This window comes from Bradyrhizobium sp. AZCC 1578 (assembly GCF_036924675.1).
In the GTDB taxonomy this organism is placed as follows: domain Bacteria; phylum Pseudomonadota; class Alphaproteobacteria; order Rhizobiales; family Xanthobacteraceae; genus Bradyrhizobium.
Map to the genome: position 1 here is coordinate 6,099,775 of NZ_JAZHRZ010000001.1, position 15,663 is coordinate 6,115,437.

Annotated in this window: 14 protein-coding genes and 1 pseudogene; 3 read left to right on the forward strand and 12 right to left on the reverse strand. The window is 63.1% G+C overall.

Going from position 1 to position 15,663, the window contains the following annotated elements; genetic code table 11:
* Nucleotides 1-287: 287 nt before the first annotated feature.
* Nucleotides 288-1,757, reverse strand: a complete 1,470-nt coding sequence (locus V1290_RS29285) for an MATE family efflux transporter (protein ID WP_334367588.1) — start codon at nucleotides 1,755-1,757, stop codon at nucleotides 288-290.
* Nucleotides 1,754-4,963 carry a condensation domain-containing protein gene (locus V1290_RS29290; RefSeq protein ID WP_334367589.1) on the reverse strand — a complete coding sequence of 1,070 codons (3,210 nt, stop codon included), beginning with the start codon at nucleotides 4,961-4,963 and terminating at the stop codon, nucleotides 1,754-1,756. The genes V1290_RS29285 and V1290_RS29290 overlap by 4 nt, the downstream gene beginning before the upstream one ends.
* 88 nt (nucleotides 4,964-5,051) lie before the next feature.
* Here V1290_RS29290 and V1290_RS29295 point away from each other — a divergent pair, with 88 nt between their 5' ends.
* The 3 genes from V1290_RS29295 (at nucleotide 5,052) to V1290_RS29305 (ending at nucleotide 6,514) form a co-directional block, all read left to right on the forward strand.
* On the forward strand, nucleotides 5,052-5,582 hold the full coding sequence (locus V1290_RS29295; protein WP_334367590.1) for a hypothetical protein: 531 nt from the start codon (nucleotides 5,052-5,054) through the stop codon (nucleotides 5,580-5,582).
* A 17-nt stretch (nucleotides 5,583-5,599) separates the two neighbouring features.
* On the forward strand, nucleotides 5,600-5,839 hold the full coding sequence (locus tag V1290_RS29300; RefSeq protein WP_334367591.1) for a YybH family protein: 240 nt from the start codon (nucleotides 5,600-5,602) through the stop codon (nucleotides 5,837-5,839).
* A gap of 240 nt (nucleotides 5,840-6,079) precedes the next feature.
* Nucleotides 6,080-6,514 (forward strand): hypothetical protein, encoded by a 435-nt coding sequence (locus V1290_RS29305; protein WP_334367592.1) that lies wholly within the window; start codon nucleotides 6,080-6,082, stop codon nucleotides 6,512-6,514.
* A 94-nt stretch (nucleotides 6,515-6,608) separates the two neighbouring features.
* On the opposite strand, the gene V1290_RS29310 is transcribed toward V1290_RS29305, so the two are convergent.
* The 10 genes and pseudogenes from V1290_RS29310 to V1290_RS29355 form a co-directional block, all read right to left on the reverse strand.
* On the reverse strand, nucleotides 6,609-7,586 hold the full coding sequence (locus V1290_RS29310; protein WP_334367593.1) for a tripartite tricarboxylate transporter substrate-binding protein: 978 nt from the start codon (nucleotides 7,584-7,586) through the stop codon (nucleotides 6,609-6,611).
* Nucleotides 7,587-7,637: 51 nt separating this feature from the next.
* Entirely contained in the window at nucleotides 7,638-8,354 is a 717-nt protein-coding gene (locus tag V1290_RS29315) for a GntR family transcriptional regulator (protein ID WP_334367594.1), read from the reverse strand.
* An 80-nt stretch (nucleotides 8,355-8,434) separates the two neighbouring features.
* Nucleotides 8,435-8,536, reverse strand: a complete 102-nt coding sequence (locus tag V1290_RS29320; RefSeq protein WP_334369209.1) for a hypothetical protein — start codon at nucleotides 8,534-8,536, stop codon at nucleotides 8,435-8,437.
* A gap of 143 nt (nucleotides 8,537-8,679) precedes the next feature.
* Nucleotides 8,680-9,204: pseudogene (locus V1290_RS29325) on the reverse strand (SDR family NAD(P)-dependent oxidoreductase); the annotation flags it as partial.
* 17 nt (nucleotides 9,205-9,221) lie between these two features.
* Entirely contained in the window at nucleotides 9,222-9,605 is a 384-nt protein-coding gene (pcaC, locus tag V1290_RS29330) for a 4-carboxymuconolactone decarboxylase (protein ID WP_334367595.1), read from the reverse strand.
* Nucleotides 9,606-9,637: 32 nt separating this feature from the next.
* On the reverse strand, nucleotides 9,638-10,858 hold the full coding sequence (locus V1290_RS29335) for an ABC transporter substrate-binding protein (protein ID WP_334367596.1): 1,221 nt from the start codon (nucleotides 10,856-10,858) through the stop codon (nucleotides 9,638-9,640).
* A 40-nt stretch (nucleotides 10,859-10,898) separates the two neighbouring features.
* Nucleotides 10,899-12,158 (reverse strand): ABC transporter substrate-binding protein, encoded by a 1,260-nt coding sequence (locus V1290_RS29340; RefSeq protein WP_334367597.1) that lies wholly within the window; start codon nucleotides 12,156-12,158, stop codon nucleotides 10,899-10,901.
* Nucleotides 12,159-12,191: 33 nt separating this feature from the next.
* Nucleotides 12,192-12,899, reverse strand: coding sequence for an ABC transporter ATP-binding protein (locus V1290_RS29345; protein ID WP_334367598.1), 708 nt, complete (start codon nucleotides 12,897-12,899; stop codon nucleotides 12,192-12,194).
* Nucleotides 12,886-14,658, reverse strand: coding sequence for a branched-chain amino acid ABC transporter ATP-binding protein/permease (locus tag V1290_RS29350; RefSeq protein ID WP_442895082.1), 1,773 nt, complete (start codon nucleotides 14,656-14,658; stop codon nucleotides 12,886-12,888). Before V1290_RS29350 ends, V1290_RS29345 begins: the two co-directional genes overlap by 14 nt.
* A 2-nt stretch (nucleotides 14,659-14,660) precedes the next feature.
* Nucleotides 14,661-15,611 carry a branched-chain amino acid ABC transporter permease gene (locus V1290_RS29355; RefSeq protein WP_334367600.1) on the reverse strand — a complete coding sequence of 317 codons (951 nt, stop codon included), beginning with the start codon at nucleotides 15,609-15,611 and terminating at the stop codon, nucleotides 14,661-14,663.
* Between the last annotated feature and the right edge of the window lie 52 nt (nucleotides 15,612-15,663).

Sequence of the window (15,663 nt, forward strand, 5' to 3'; positions counted from 1 at the left end):
TGGAGTGAGCCAGTCGACTAAAACGGTTTTCAAACGGTTTTGGCGAACCGGGATGTTTGGATGTTTGGGTTCGACCTACAGCGAAGCTATCCGACAAAACCCCATAAAACAAAGAACTTCTGAAGGGTCGTCGTAGCGACGAGCAGATTCAGAAATCGCAGCGAAGCGTTCGTTTTGAACTCTTAATCAGCGGGTCCCAGGTTCGAGCCCTGGTGCGCCCACCAAGCCTTTCAAAGGCCTGGAGACCTCTCGCGCGACGGCCATTCAAGACCCTGCTTGACGTTCGCTCATTGGTGGGGCCGATGCCGCCAAACCAATCCATAGTAGATCACTTGAGCAAGCAGCGCGGCAATGAAGCCGGCCGGGTAGCCGATCCAGATGCCGTCCAGCCCGATCCAGCGGGAGAGCAGATACGCGATGGGCAGTTGGACCAGCCAGATCGCGGCAATCGTAATGCCCGCCGGCCACACCACCACGCCGGTCGATCGCATGACGCCCGCGAGGACGTTGCCGATTCCGAACAACAGATAGCTCCAGAGCGCGATCAGCAGGGCGCGGCTGGCGATCGACAGCGTATCGGGATCGGTTATGAACCACGAAAGGACAATCTGCGGGAACAGGCAGATGACGCAGATCACCGGCGCGCCAATCAGAACGTTCAGCACCGTCGCAATCCGCGTGATCGCTCCGAGCCGGTCGGCTCGTCGCGCACCGATCGCCTGCGCCGCAAACGTCGTGGCGGCAAGCGCGACACCCTGCATCGGCGCAAGCAGATATCCGACCACCTGGTTGACGGCGCCGTAAGCGGCCGTCGCGCTCGATCCGAAAGCGTTAACGAGAAAGACCACTGCCACTTCGGACAACGAGGCCATCGCCATCTGGACACCGGCGGGAACACCGATGGCCAAGAACGAGCGGGCGATCGCCGGGTCGATCCGAACTCGGCGCAACATCTCCCGGTCGAACGCCATTGGATGTCGCCGGACCGCAAGGTAGGCCATGAGGGCCGGAAGCGATATCGCGCAGGCCACGAGATTGGCCCACGGGGCGCTCGTCACCGCAAGCTTCGGCAGCCCGGACCACCCCTCGATCAGGGCCGGCGTCAGTAGCAGGCTGATGGCGATGCACAAGGCCGTCGCCAGGAACGGCGTCCGTGCATCGCTGGTGCCGCGCAGAAGATAGGTGTAGGCGAAAAATAATGTCATGATCGGTAAGGAGACGAACGTCACGCGCGCGTAGGCAACGGCAGGCGATAGAATATCCGGCGGCGTTGCCATCACGGCCAGCAGTTCGGGAGCGAAGCGATAGCCGACTGCCGCGATGGCAATGCTGACCAAGGCGCAGACGCACAGGGTGGTTCCGGTCACGCTCTTGATCTGCTGCGTATCGCCCGCGCCATAGGCGCGACCGACGAGAACGATGCCGCCGGTGATGACGCCGATCAAAAACGAGACCAGCAGAAGGAAGATCGGAAAGAATATCGAGGCCACGGCCAGTGCCCATGGGCCGAGAAGCTGTCCGAAATAGATCGCCGTGATGGTGCCGGAGAACAATTGAAGCACGGCATTTGCCGTCTGGGGCACGACGAACCACGCCATTGCCCGCCACAACTGTTTTTCGTCGAATTGATGAAGTTGCGGCGGGGGCGCCGGCTCCCGGGCTGACGCCGGCGGCACCGGCGCTTCATGGGTGGTGCCGCTGGGATCGGCGGGAGCGCGATGCCGGCGCACGCGCGATGGCGGGTTCTGCAGATTCACGGCGGGCTCACCGGGTTCGGCGGATCGATCGTGTCGATCGGCGCCGTCCGATAGGGTGGCTCAGCGCCTGCAGCGCCCGACCATAGCGCGGCCAACCGTTGCCCGGGATCGGCAGCGACCGCCGTCAGCAGGCTCACGAGGTCATCCGCGAGTTGACTGATCGCTGCTGCATCGAAGCGTCGACGACCGAAGATAAGCCGCAACTTTATCCGCGCGCCGGGCGCTGCGACCAGGCATAGCGGAAAGTGAACGCCCTCCTCGAAGCTCGCTATGGCACCGACTCGCAATTCGGTCGCCGATAGAGCCGCCTGGTCCGCAAGCGTTGGTCCAACCGGATAATTCTCGAAGACAATCACCGACTCGAACAGCGCCTTGTCGGTCGGAGCGCCGCTCCAGCGTCGGATGTCGATCAACGAGCAGCCGTCATGGCTCTGCTCCTCGGCTTGTTGGGCCTGCAGATCCACGAGCCAATCCGTCACCCGTGCCGTCGGGTCCAGTCGTACGCGGCGCGGCAGCGTGTTGATGCACAACCCGATCATCCGCTCGACGCCTGGGAGCTCGCCGGGGCGGCCTGCGGTGGTCATCCCGAAGATCACGTCGCCATCCGCTGTGTGGCGCCCTAGTGCCAAGGCCCATGCCCCCTGAATGAGCGTGTTCATTGTCAGCCGCTGTGCCTGCGCCAGCGCCTGCAGTTGCGCGGTTAGCTGCTCCGAGAGAGACGCACGATGCTCGCCCGTCGCATCGGGCGATGCGTCGGATTCTCCCGCCGGCAGATCGAGCCGGTGCGGCGCGACCAGGCCCGCCAGGCGGTTGCGCCAGAACGCTTCGCTGGCGGTTCGATCCGCCGCAGCAAGCCATGCCAGGTAATCGCGATAAGGTCGCGCCGGCGGTAAGGCCATCGGTCGACGCTGCCGCGCAGACTGATAGAACGCCAAGAGCTCGCGCAGCATGATCGGGATCGACCACCCGTCCAATAGCAGGTGGTGAAAGCTTAGGATCATACTGTGGCGCACACGCGAGTGACGCAGCAGACAGACCCGCAGCAGCATGCCAGAGGCAAGATCGAAACCTTGCGCCCGGTCCTCCGCGAGCAGGTTCTGCAGGCGACGCTCGGCGACCTGCGCATCGAGCCCCGACCAGTCGTCGGCGCGCCACGGCAGCTTGGCATCCCGTCGCACCACCTGCAGCGGTGCTTCCTCGACGTCGTCAGCGATGGCGACGCGCATTGCGGCATGCCGGATCGTCAATTCCCGCCACGCCGCTTCCAGCGCCGCTCGGTCGAGATCCCCCTCAAGCGTCAGGCACAATTGCTCATGGTCGGCGACACTGCTCGGTGACCGGCGTGCATGCGAGAGCATGACGTGCTGCATGGGAGCCAGCGGCCAAATGTCTTCGAGATCCGGATAGCGCTGCTGCAAAGCGGAGAGACGGGTCTCGTCAAGCTGAGCCGAAGCAAAGTCGGAAGGCGTATAGCCGCCGATACCACGGGTCGTGCAATGGCGGATCACGCCGCGCAGCGCCGCCACGAAGCATTCCGCCAGGTCGACGATCGAAGCTCGATCGTGCGCGGCAGGCCACCACCGCCACTGGATCTGCAGCGTGCCGCCCTTTACCAGCGCCACGACCTCGATCAGATGATCCCTGCAGCGATTCGGCGCGATCGTCAGCCCGGAACTTTCAGCCGGCAAGCGCCATCCGGAATCGGGCCCCTCATCAAAACGGCCCAGATAATTGAAACTTATCTTGGCGCGTGGCAGCGACCGCAATGCTTCGGCGGTCTGCTCATTGAGGTAGCGCAACAGGCCCCAGCCGATGCCGCCATGCGGCACGGCGCGCAGATGCTCCTTGATGCACCGGAGTGCTGCGCCGGCCGCGGGCCCGCCGGCCATGACCTGTTCGAGGTCCAGCCGCCCGGCATCGAGTCTGACAGGAAACATGGTGGTGAACCAGCCGACGGTCCGCGACAGGTCGACTGCGGCGAACAAATCCTCGCGACCGTGACCCTCGAGATCGACGAGCGTGGCCGTTTCGGTTTCTCCGCGCGCGGCGCGCCAGCCGGCCAGGGCGACGGACAACGCGGTGAGGAGCGCATCGTTGATCCGGCTGTGATAGGCCTGCGGCACGGCGGTCAGCAGCGCCTGCGTCTCCTCGGTCGTGAGCAGAAGCGTCAGCCCCTCCGTTTGACCGTAGGTGGCGTTGCGCAGATCAACGGCGTGGTCGATCGGCAGTTCCGGCGCCTCGTGGCAAGCGGCGTTCCAGAAATCAAGTTCGCTCGAGACCGCAACATCCTCGGCATGGTTCAGAAGTCGTGTCGCCCAGCTCTTGAATGATGTGGTCTTGTCTGGAAGCTCGACGGTCTCGCTGCGTTCGAGTTGGCCGTAGCCTGCGATCAAGTCTTCGATCAGGATCCGCCAGGACACGCCGTCCACGACAAGGTGGTGGATGGCCAACAGGAGGCGGCCCGGCGTATCGGCGCCGAAGTCGAACCATCCGGCCGCAACCAGACGACCGGCCGCCGGATCGAGGCTCTGCTGCAACGTCGTCGCGGCAATCTCCATCTGTTCGATCCGCGCATCAGGCATGAGCTCAGCCACGTCGAAATGCGCAACCGCGATGGGCGCCACCTCGTCCACAGCCAGATATTCCTGCTGCCAACCCGCCGGGCCGCGAACAAATCGGCTGCGGAGTGCATCATGATGGATCAAAAGGGATGCGAGTGCGCGTTCGAGACGAGCATGTCGGATATAGGCAGGGACTTCCAGCAGCACCGCCTGGTTGAAATGTTCGATCGGCCCGGGCTGCTCAAAGAACCAGCACTGGATCGGCGTCAGCGGCGCTGCGCCGCTGGTGACGTCCACCTCGGTTGCTGCCGCCGGCTGCTCGGCGACGTGGGCCAGCGTTGCCACCGTCTGGTATTGGAAAATCTGCCTCGGAGTAATCGCCACGCCCGCGGCTCGCGCTCGCGATACCACTTGAATGGACTGGATCGAGTCGCCGCCGAGTTCGAAGAAGTTTTCGTTGATGCCGACGCGTTCGAGGCCGAGGACTTCGGCGAACAGTCCGGCGAGCACGGTCTCGACCGGATTGCGTGGCGGCTGGTGGTCTGCTTCGCGGTGGCGGTCGGGGGCCGGCAGGGCGTTGCGGTCGAGCTTGCCGTTGGGGGTGAGCGGTAGCTGGTCGAGTTTCACCAGGACGGCCGGCACCATGTAGTCGGGCAGCCTGTGCTGGAGCTGGCGGCGCAGCTCGCCGAGTCCACTCTGGGTCGATACGATCCACCATGTCTGCGTCTTCTCCGTGCTGTTTCGGCTTGCGGCGTTCCTTGGCAAGAACCGGAGGTTCAGTCAGGTGGTCCTGTTGCATCAGGGTCAGCGGCCCGAGCCGCGGCTGCGCATCATCGCCGACCTGTTGCGCCGGGCGCACGGCATCGCGCTGGTGTTGCTCCCGCTCCAAGGGCACTGGCTTCCACGCCTCGCGCGCCTCACGACGCCAGACACAATCATCTACTATCTGACCGATATGCCGCCGGAGGCGTTCGCCCAAGCGGTAATAAGGAAAGAGCGCGGCCGAACGCGCCTCCTGCTCACTCATGGGCCTCGAGCGGCGCTCCAGGTCGAAACGATCTCCGGCTCGCAGAGCTTTGCCCGTCGGCTCGGAGCGACGCGCATTGTGCTCGACTACCCGTCGCCGGATAGCGTGCGCATCCGATCAGCCGGCGTGGACGAGGCCATCACGCCGCTCTGTCCGCTTGAGGACTGGGTATTCTGGCCTCTGCTTGGCGTAGCACAGCAGCAGGCCGCAGCGCTCGATGATTTCGCACACAGATGAGGGAGAAATCGTCAATCATGCAGCAACAGACGCAAGCCCTCGTCGATGAGTGGGCTCACACATTCAACTCAGGCAAGGTCGCCGATCTGGCCCGCCTCTACACCCCGGACGCCCGGATCGTGCCGCCCGGACGATCGACCGTCGTCGGCGCGGAGGCGATCTGCGCGTTCTTCGCCGATATCCGTGCGCAAGGCTTTCGCGACTATGTCGTCGATCTTGGTGACGTGTTCGCGAAGGATGCCTCTCTGGTCGCGTAGGGCCGCTGGGCACTTCGGGGACTCGGCGGCGGCGGTCCTTACAAGGGCAACTATTCGCGCGCGAACGCACGGGCTGGCTTATCGCCGTTCATATGTGGAACTGATTCAGCTCCGATTTGAGAAATGGGGCGAACCTGCACATCAGGAATGCGGGAGATGCCAAGATGACTTTGGTACGGTGCGGATTGTGGCCGGGAGATCAGCGGACAGGCGACGGCCTGTCCCGAATGCGGCAGGCCTTTGCAGGAACGAAGTTCCGCGGCGAGCGGTGCGTGGGCAGGACGGCCGCCGTACTTCTATGAATACAAGTCACAGACAATTCTGCTCGGTCTGCCGCTCATCCACGTCATGCTCGGCCCGACGTGGCTTGTCGGCTTCAGGCCTGCCCGCGGCATCATTGCGGTGGGTAATATCGCGGTCGGTTTCGCCGCATTTGGTGGGGTGGCGATGGGCTTGGTGGCGTTCGGCGGCATCAGCCTCGGCATCGTGTGCGTTGGTGGAATGGCGCTGGCGCTGGGCCTCGGGGCCGGCGGAATCGCCACGGGATATTGGGCCGTCGGCGGGATTGCGATCGGCGTCTACGCGCTCGGGGGCCTCGGGATTGGCGCTCACACCCTGCAGAACGATCCCAATTTGCTTCGCATCCTCGGCGCCCCGCCCAGTAGTTCTCGATGACGCGCGATAGGGCGCCAATGTCTTTGCGATGCGGCCTAGCCGTTTTGCGTGATGAGCCGGCCTACTCTGCGATTGAAGGCTGAAGGGAGTTGGGTCATTGGGGCTCAATACCCGCCTGCTTGATGATGCGCGACCATTTGGCAGTTTCTGCCCGAAGGAAGGCATCGAGCGCCGCCGGCGTGGCCTGCTCCTGCTCGACCGGCGTCATGCTCAGCTCGGCGAAGCGGTTGACCAGCGGCGGATCCTTGAGCGCCTTTTGCAAGGCAGCGACCAGCGCATCCACGATGGGCTTGGGCGTGTTGCGCGGCGCATACATTCCGTACCAGGTGGTAACGTCGAACGCCGGTAGACCGGCCTCTGCCGAGGTCGGCACGTTCGGCAGGGTCGCCGCCCGCTTCTTGCTGGTAATCGCGTAGCCAGGAATGGTACCGGCCTGGATATGCGGCGTCGGCCCGGTTGCAGGATCGCAATAGACGTCGATGTGACCGGCGATGATGTCGTTGAGCGCCGGTCCGCCGCCCTTGTAATAGATCGGAGTGAGCTTTGCGTCGATCGCGTTCATGAACATCAGCCCGCAAAGATGCGAGGCGGAGCCGAGGCCCACATTGCCGTAGGTGACCTTGTCGCCTTGGGCACGCACATAGGCGACAAGTTCCTTCAGGTCCTTTGCTGGAAAATTCGCTCGCGCCACCAGAAGCATCGGAACATCAGTGACGAGACCGATCGGCGCGAAATCGCCAATCGGATCGAACGGCAGCTTGGCATAGAGCGCCGGTGCGGTGGCCTGGCCGACATGCATCAGCAGCAGCGTGTATCCGTCCGGCGCTGCCTTGGCAACGCGATTGGTGCCGAGCGTGCCGCCGGCGCCCACGACGTTCTCGATGACAATCGACTGCTTCAGCGTCGCGCTCATCGATGTTCCAAGCAGTCGCGCAATCACGTCGCCGGGTCCGCCGGCCGAGAACGGAACGACAAGGGTGATCGGCCGGTTCGGGTATTCCTGTGCGAAAGCCGGCGGCGCTTGCAACGACAACATTAGCGGCAACAGCAAAATCGTTTTGAAGAACTTCATTGCAATTCCCTATCTGCCGTCCGTCTCTCGAGAAGCGTTGGCCGGGTCCGGCTATTCCTCCGCCACTGCTTTTTCCTTTGGAGCGGATGATTGCTCGATCATGCTGAGCGCGGCCACCGCTGCCGCCTTGACGTGGTCGACGCAACACTGCTCGGCGAGATCCGGATCGCCATTCTGGATCGCGCGCCAGATCGCGGTGACCTCGCGCAAGCTCTTGTTGATACGTTTCGGATGCGACATCGAAGTAATTCGCAGCAGCGTAATGCGGTCGTGCAGCGGTCTGAGCATTCGCTCGATGAAGGCGTTCTGGCAGCCGCCAATCATTGCCGCATAAAAATCCGTCTTGGCTTCCAGGGCGGCGGTCAAGTCGCCCTCGGCGAATGCCGCCTTCAGCCGCGCCAGCGCTTCCCCGATTCTGCGTACCACGTCCGGATCGCGGAGACGGGCGCATTCACGGCCGGCAAATCCTTCGAGCACGGCGCGCGCCGCGTATAACTGCTTTGCTTCCTCGAGACTGATGGTGCTGACCACCGGACCGCGGTGAGGGACCGTCCTGACGAGACCATCCGCCTCCAACACCCGGAGCGCCTCGCGGATGGACGGCCGGCTCACGCCCATCATTTCGCAAAGCTCCCGTTCGACCAGGCGCTGGCCCGGCTTCAGCCTTCCCGACATGATCGCTTCGCGCAGCTTTTGCGCGACCATCGAGCGAACGGTCGGAACGTCCTCGATTCGAAGCGTGAATTGCAATTCACCGCGTTTGTTCATCGTCTACCGCCCTGGTACCGGCATTGGTTCAATAGCGATTTACGGGCAGAATCATCATCTCCGCAATCGGACGTTTGTGCTCATGCGGCGGCCCAGCCTCCATCGATCGGCAGGGTCGCGCCGGTGATGTCCTGTCCAGCCGGGCTGGAGAGGAAGACAACCATCGCTCCGACGCTTTCCATGCCGACGAACCGTCCGCTCGGCTGGCGCGCCGCCAGATAGTCCCGCGTCGTCTCGTCAACGGCCCGGCCTTCATCGTTGCAATCGATGCAATCTTTCGTTGGATCGCCGGCGTTGGCAGGGTGCCTGGGCTGATCGCGTTGCAGGTGATTCCGCTCGTTGCCGTCTCGATCGCGACGGCCCGGGTCATGCCGAGGATGGCGGTCTTGGTCGTCACGTAGTCGATGCGATCGGCAACGGCGCGGGTCGAGTAGATCGAGGCCATATTGATGATGCGGCCCCAATTGCGTGCCTTCATCGCAGGTAATGCCAGACGGATCAGGTGAAACGGCGCCGACAGATTGACGGCCAGCGCTTCGTCCCATCGCTCCGGTGCGAAATTCTCAACCGGCGCGAAATGCCGGACCACGGCGTTGTTCACCAGGATGTCGATTGCGCCGAGCCCGAGCAAATCGGCCATCATGGCTTCGATGGATGCGCGCTGCGACAGGTCCGCGGCAACGCTCGTCACCTCGACATCAAGGCGAGACCGCAGCTGGTCTGCCGTCGCTTTCGGTTCGACCAGATCATGAAGGATGATGTTGGCGCCCGCACTGGCAAGGCTTTCCGCCACGGCAAGTCCCAGTCCTGCCGTCGCGCCGGTCACGAGTGCCCGCTTTCCCTTCAGCATCGCGGTTGCGGCTCCGGTCACTTCTTCTGATCCAGCTCGGCGAAGACTTCCCGCGCATTGCGAAAGGCATCGACGCCAGCGGGCACGCCGCAATAGATTGCGACCTGCATGAACACTTCGCGTATTTCCTCGCGGGTGGCGCCGTTGGTCAGCGCGCCCCGAACGTGGGTCTTGAGCTCGTGCGGGCGATTGAGCGCGCACAGCATTGCGAGGTTGAGGAAACTGCGGGTCTTGTGCGAAAGGCCGTCACGGCCCCACACATAACCCCAGCAGTATTCCGTCGTGAGGTCCTGCATCGGACGATTGAAGTCATCGGCCGTCGCAATGGCTTTGTCGACGAATTCATCACCGAGAACGCTTTTGCGAATTTTCAGTCCGCGGTCGTAGATTGCTTTGTCCATGACGATTTCCAGATCATTACGGTTTGGGTGGGCTAGTTCTTGGGCCAGAACGGCTGGGCCAAGGCAAGTTGCGGCGGGAAGACGGTGACGGGTACGCCGGACTGCCACTGCACGATGGTCATGCCGGCGCCGACACGACGGCCCTTTTCGTCGAACTTGATCTCGCCGAGCGGATAATATTTCGAGGGGCCGCCATCCATGGAGCGTAACGCGTCGGCGACCGCGATCCGGTCGGCCTTGCCGGCTTTCTCCAGCGCGTCCTTGATGATCCACATGTCGCCGTAGGTGGAGATCGCGTTCTGCGTCATCCACGGTTCCTTGTAGCGGGATTTGAGCTCGGCGATCAGCGCCTCGTGGCCCTTGGCGCCCCAGCTCGCGACGCAGGTGAGCACGCCCTGCAGCAGGTCCGGGCTGACGGTCTGCAGCATGTCGGGCTCGGCGATGGCGATGCCGAACGAAATGGTCGGGATCTTGCCTTGTCCCAGGCCAAACTCGTTCATCTTCTCGAGCAGCAGTTTTGCGTCGGAAATCACGGTCGGCAGGAAGAAGAGCAGGTCGGGCCGGGCCGCTCGAACCTTTTGAACCAGCGAGGTGGCGTCGGCGAGCGGCGGGGTGAAGGTTTCGTCGACGATCAGTTGCAGCCCATTTTCGGCGAGCAGGCCTTCCCGCATCGACTTCGCCGAGGCGACCGATGCACCGGTGTTGTCGGTGACGATCGCAACCGTCTTGGGCTTCTTGCCGGAAGCGGCCTCCGCAAGCTTCACGATTTGCGGCAGGGCTTGCTTGGCCTGAGAGCCGGCGGTCGCGGACGTCTGGAAGACGTATTTGAAGCCGCGATCGGTGATCAGATCGGAGTAGGAGAGGGTGAGGACCGGCAGATTGGCGCGCTCCGTCACTTCGGTGACCGCGAGCGTAAACGAACTCAGGTAAGCGCCGCTCGCCGCCACCAGATCTGGCTCCTGCGCGACCATGCGCTGCGCCGCGTTCTTCGCCTTTTCCGTGGTGTCGCCGGAATCGAGCACGACAAGCTTGAGCTTGGCGCCGCCGAGCGACTTCACGCCGCCCTGCGCATTGATGTGATCCACGGCCATCTCGGCCCCATGGCGCATCACGAGTCCCGGCCGTGCATAGAGGCCGGAGACCGGCACCAGCAATCCAACTTTCACTTCCGATGGTGCTTGCGCCCACGCACGGGGCGCCACTAGTCCGATCGAGGCGCCGGCAAGCAGCGTTCGTCGCGTAATCTTGCTCATGACAATGACTCCTTGAAAATCTCGGAGAGGCTTGTTCAGATCAGGAAGACTTCTTCGGCCAGAAAGGCGCGGCCTGCGCGAGATCGGGCGGATAGACGGTGACGGGCACACCCGACTGCCACTGCACGACCACGACGCCGGCGCCGACCCGACGGCCCTTTTCGTCGAACTTCAACTGGCCGCCGGGGTAGTGTTTCGAGGGGCCGCCATCCATTGTCCGGAACGCGTCCGCAACCGCGCGCCGATCGGCCTTGGCGGCCTTCTCGAGCGCCAGCTTCATCAGCCACATGTCGCCATAGGTTGAGATGACGTTCTGCGTCATCCAGGGCTCCTTGTACTTGGCCTTGAGCTCGGCGATCAGGTCCTCATGGCCCTTCGAACCCCAGTTCGCGACGACCGTCATGATGCCCTGGACGACTTCGGGGCTGACGCTTTGCAGCATGTCGGGTTCGGCGATCGTGATCGAGAACGAGACGGTGGGAATCTTGCCCTGGCCCAGTCCGAACTCGTTGATCTTCTCGAGACCGAGTTTGGCGTCGGATACCGCATTGGGCATGAAGAGCAGCAGGTCGGGACGGGCCGACCTGACCTTCTGGATCAGCGGCGTGGCGTCGGAAAGCGGCGGCGTCCAGACTTCCTCCAGGATCAACTGAAGGCCTTCCTGCGCGAATATCTTCTCCTTCAGCGCCTTCGCGGTCGCAACTGACGTCGCCGTATTGTCCATCAGCATCGCGACCTTCTTCGGACGCTTGCCCGATGCGTTCTCGGCGAGCTTCATCAGCTCGGGTAGGCCGAGTTCCGACTGCCGGCTCGCGGGTGCCGCGGTCTGGAAGATGTATTTGAAGCCACGCTCGGTGAGCAGATCCGAATAAGAGAGCGTGAGCATCGGCAGTTCGGCGCGCTCGGTGACTTCGGTCACCGCCAGCGTGAAGGAACTGAGATACGATCCGGTCGCGGCGACCAGATCGGTCTCCTGCGCCACCATGCGCTGCGCGGCGTTCTTGGCTTTCTCGGTGGTATCGCCGCAATCGATCACGACCAGCTTGAGCTTGGCGCCGCCGAGCGACTTGATGCCGCCCTGTGCATTGATGTGCTCGACGCCCATCTCCGCGCCCATGCGCATGACTTGGCCGGGGCGGGTATAGATGCCGGAAAGCGGCACGATCAGGCCGACCTTGACCTCGGCCGGCGCTTGCGCCCGCGCGATCGTCGATAGTCCCATGGCGGCCGCGCCGGAAAGCACGGTGCGGCGCGTGAGCGACTTTTTGGACGCCTTGTTGGCTTCTCTTTGCTGGCTCATTTTTCCTCCCAATGGCTTGTTGATCGTTTCTTGTCACATGCCGAGATAGGCCTTGCGTACGCGGTCATCCGCTCTCAAGGTTTCGTTGTTGCCTTCGAGCGCGACGCGGCCGGCTTCGAGGACGTAGCCGTGATCGGCAGATTCCAGTGCTTCCGCCACGCGCTGTTCGACCAGCAGGATTGTCAGCTTCGACTGCCGGCGAATCTCGATCAGCCGTTCGAAAATGAAATCGGCCACCGTGGGCGCGAGCCCCATCGAAGGTTCATCCAGCATCAGAAGCTTTGGCGAAGACGCCAATCCCCGGCCGACCGCCAGCATCTGCTGCTGTCCGCCTGACAACGTTCCCGCGAACTGGTCGCGGCGCTCGGCGAGCACGGGCAGCCATTCGAAGATGCGCTCGATGTTGCGCTTCCAGTCGCGGTGGCCGGCTTCGGTCATCGCGCCCATCTCGAGATTCTCCATCACGGTGAGCGAGGGAAAAACCTGGCGGCCTTCGGGAACATGGGCGATGCCGAGATGGGGCCGTCGCGCGGGATGAACCGACAACAGGTCGGTCCCCTCGAACGTGATCGTACCGGCGCTTGGCCGTACGATTCCGGAGATCGTCTTGAACAGCGTGGTCTTGCCGGCGCCGTTCGGGCCGACAATGGCGACGAACTGACCCTGTTCAACCTTGATCGAGACGCCATTCAGAACTGGAATTGCCGAGTAGCCGGCCGTCAGCCCTTCAATGTGGAGCATGGGCCACCCATTTCTTGCCGAGATAGGCCTCGATGACGCGGCTGTCGCGCGTGACGGCTTCCGGCTCGCCCTCCACAATGACGGCGCCATGGTCGAGAACGAGGAAACTGTCGACCAGGCGGACCATGGCCTGCATCGTGTGCTCGATGATCGCGATCGTCATGCCGTCGCGGGCGAGACGCTGGATCACCGCCACGACCTCGTTGGCTTCGTCATGCCCGAGGCCCGCCAGTGTTTCGTCGAGCAACAGGATTTGAGGCTGTCCGGCGAGCGCGCGGGCCAATTCCATCAACCGCAGCTCCTTGGTCGTGAGCTCGCCGGCAATGCGGTCGGCAATGTCGGACAGACCGACACGCGCGATCGCCTCGGTCGCCAGCCGCCTCGCTTCGGCGTCCGTCCTGGCGCGGACATAGGCGCCCACCACGACATTGTCCGAGATCGACATACGCAAGAACGGACGCATGATCTGGAAGGTCCGGCCGATACCGACCTCGCAGAGCTCGTGCGGCTTGCGGCCTGACATGTCGCGCCCGTCGAGGAGAATCTCGCCGGTGCCGGGTCGCAGGAATCCGTTCAGCAGGTTGAACAGTGTGGTCTTTCCGGCGCCGTTCGGACCGATGATTCCAAGGATCTCGTTGCGCCGCAGTTTGAAGCTGACGTTCTGGACGGCTTTCAGCCCGCCAAAGGAGCGCGACAGGTTGCGGACTTCGAGCACCACTTCGCCCGCGCCCCTGGATCGTTCCGGACGGGACGGATTGGCCATGGCGGCAGCAGGCTGAACTGGCGCGCTCGGGGTCGCTACAGCAGCTGAGATCACTCGCTTCCGCAGGAAATCGCGTAGTTTCCAGAACAATCCTTCTGGCGCGACCAGGATGACGGATATGATCGCAAGGCCGAAGATCACGCCTTGAATGCCGGGAAAGCGCGAGCCCGCCTCGGCGTTGAGCGTTTCGGCAAGCGGAATCAGGATCACGGAGCCGATCACCGGTCCCCAGACCGTTCCGACCCCACCGAACATGGCGACCGTCAGCGCCTGCGCTGATACCAGCATGCCGAACACCGATTGCGGGGTCACCACCAGCAGCACGACGGCATAGAACCCGCCGATCGCCCCGGCAATCGCTCCGCTCAGGGCGATGGCGCGCAGCTTCCAGGCCAGCGTGTTGATGCCGGCTGCTTCGGCCGCGGCTTCGTTCTGCTTGATCGCCAGCAGCGCCATGCCGAACCGCGATTTCTCGATGAGCCGCGTGAGCAGGATCGTCCCGAGCATCATGGCGAGCGCCAGCAACGTGTAGAGACGGGGATCGGCAAATTGCATGTAGGCGATCGGATTGTCGCGCTTGATCGGCAACGTGACTTCCTGGAAGCCGAGCCATTCGAACACGTAGAGAATGGCGAGCGGATAGGCGAGCATCGCCAGCGCGAAGTAGTGTCCCGACAGCCGGAATGTCGGAAATCCGATCAGGAACCCGGCGATGCCGCCGAGCATGGCTGCAATCGGGATCAGCACCCACGGCGAAAGATCGAAATAGATCTGACCGAGCGCAGTGGTGTAGGCGCCAATTCCGAAGAACGCGGCGTGGCCGAACGAGATCAGGCCGGTGTAGCCGCTGAGCAGATTCCACGACAGGCCGAACACCGCCCACACCGGCACGAGTGTCATCACCAGTTGGTAGTACGAATTGGTGACGCTCAACGACAGCACGCCATAGAGCGCGGTGAAGGCCAGAATGGGGAGGAGCGATCGCAGGTTTTGCATCATCACGTCCTCTCGACCATGCGTCCGAAGAAGCCTTGCGGACGGAAGAAGATGATCAGGAGGAAGACGACGAAGATCGCGGCGTTCTGCAGTTGCGTCGGCAGCACCAGCGTCGACATCTGCTGCACCAAGCCGATGGTCATGCCGCCCCAGAAGGCGCCGATGATGCTGCCCATGCCGCCGAGCACGACGCCGGCATACATGACGATGACGTATTCGACGCCGACAAAGGGATGAAAGGGATAATTGGTGGCGAGTAGGCCACCGGCAATCGCGGTAATGCCGGTGCCGAGCGCGAAGGCAACGCGGTGCGCGCGATCGACGTCGATCCCCATATAGGTTGCCGCCGTCGGATTGTCGGCTGCGGCCCGCAGCGACTTTCCGAGCCGAGATCGCGTGATCAATAGGGTCAGCAGCATCATCGTTACCAGCGAGACCACGGCATCGATGCCGCGCGCCTTGTTGACGAAGACACTGATGTCATTGAACAGCGGCCCGAGCTCCCAGGCCGAGCTCGATAGCGGCGTGCGGATCGATGCCAGCACCGAACCGAACACGATCAGGCCGCCGTTCTGCAGGATCAGCGCGATCCCAAGCGTCAGAATGAGCTGGGCGTAGTGACCTTCACCCTCGAGGGAGGTGGTGCGCGTGCCCGATACGCGCGAAATCAGGACGAGATGAATCGCGTAACCGAACACCGCGAGCACTGGACCGGCAAGGAGAATCGCCACGAACGGCCCAAAGGCGTTGCCGAACGTGGCCTGCACGCCGAGCGCGGTGAAGAAATAAAACGCCGCATACATGCCGAGCATCATGAAATCGCCCTGGGCGAAGTTGATGACCCGCATGACGCCGAAAATCAGGCCGAGCCCGACACACATCAGGCCATAGACCGCACCGATCAGAAGTCCGGCGGTCAAGGCCTGCAGAAAGCCTTCCAGCGCTGCGGTCACCGCTCACCTCTCATCACAGGGGAGTAGGTTTGCCCTGGCCTTGCTGCCGGCA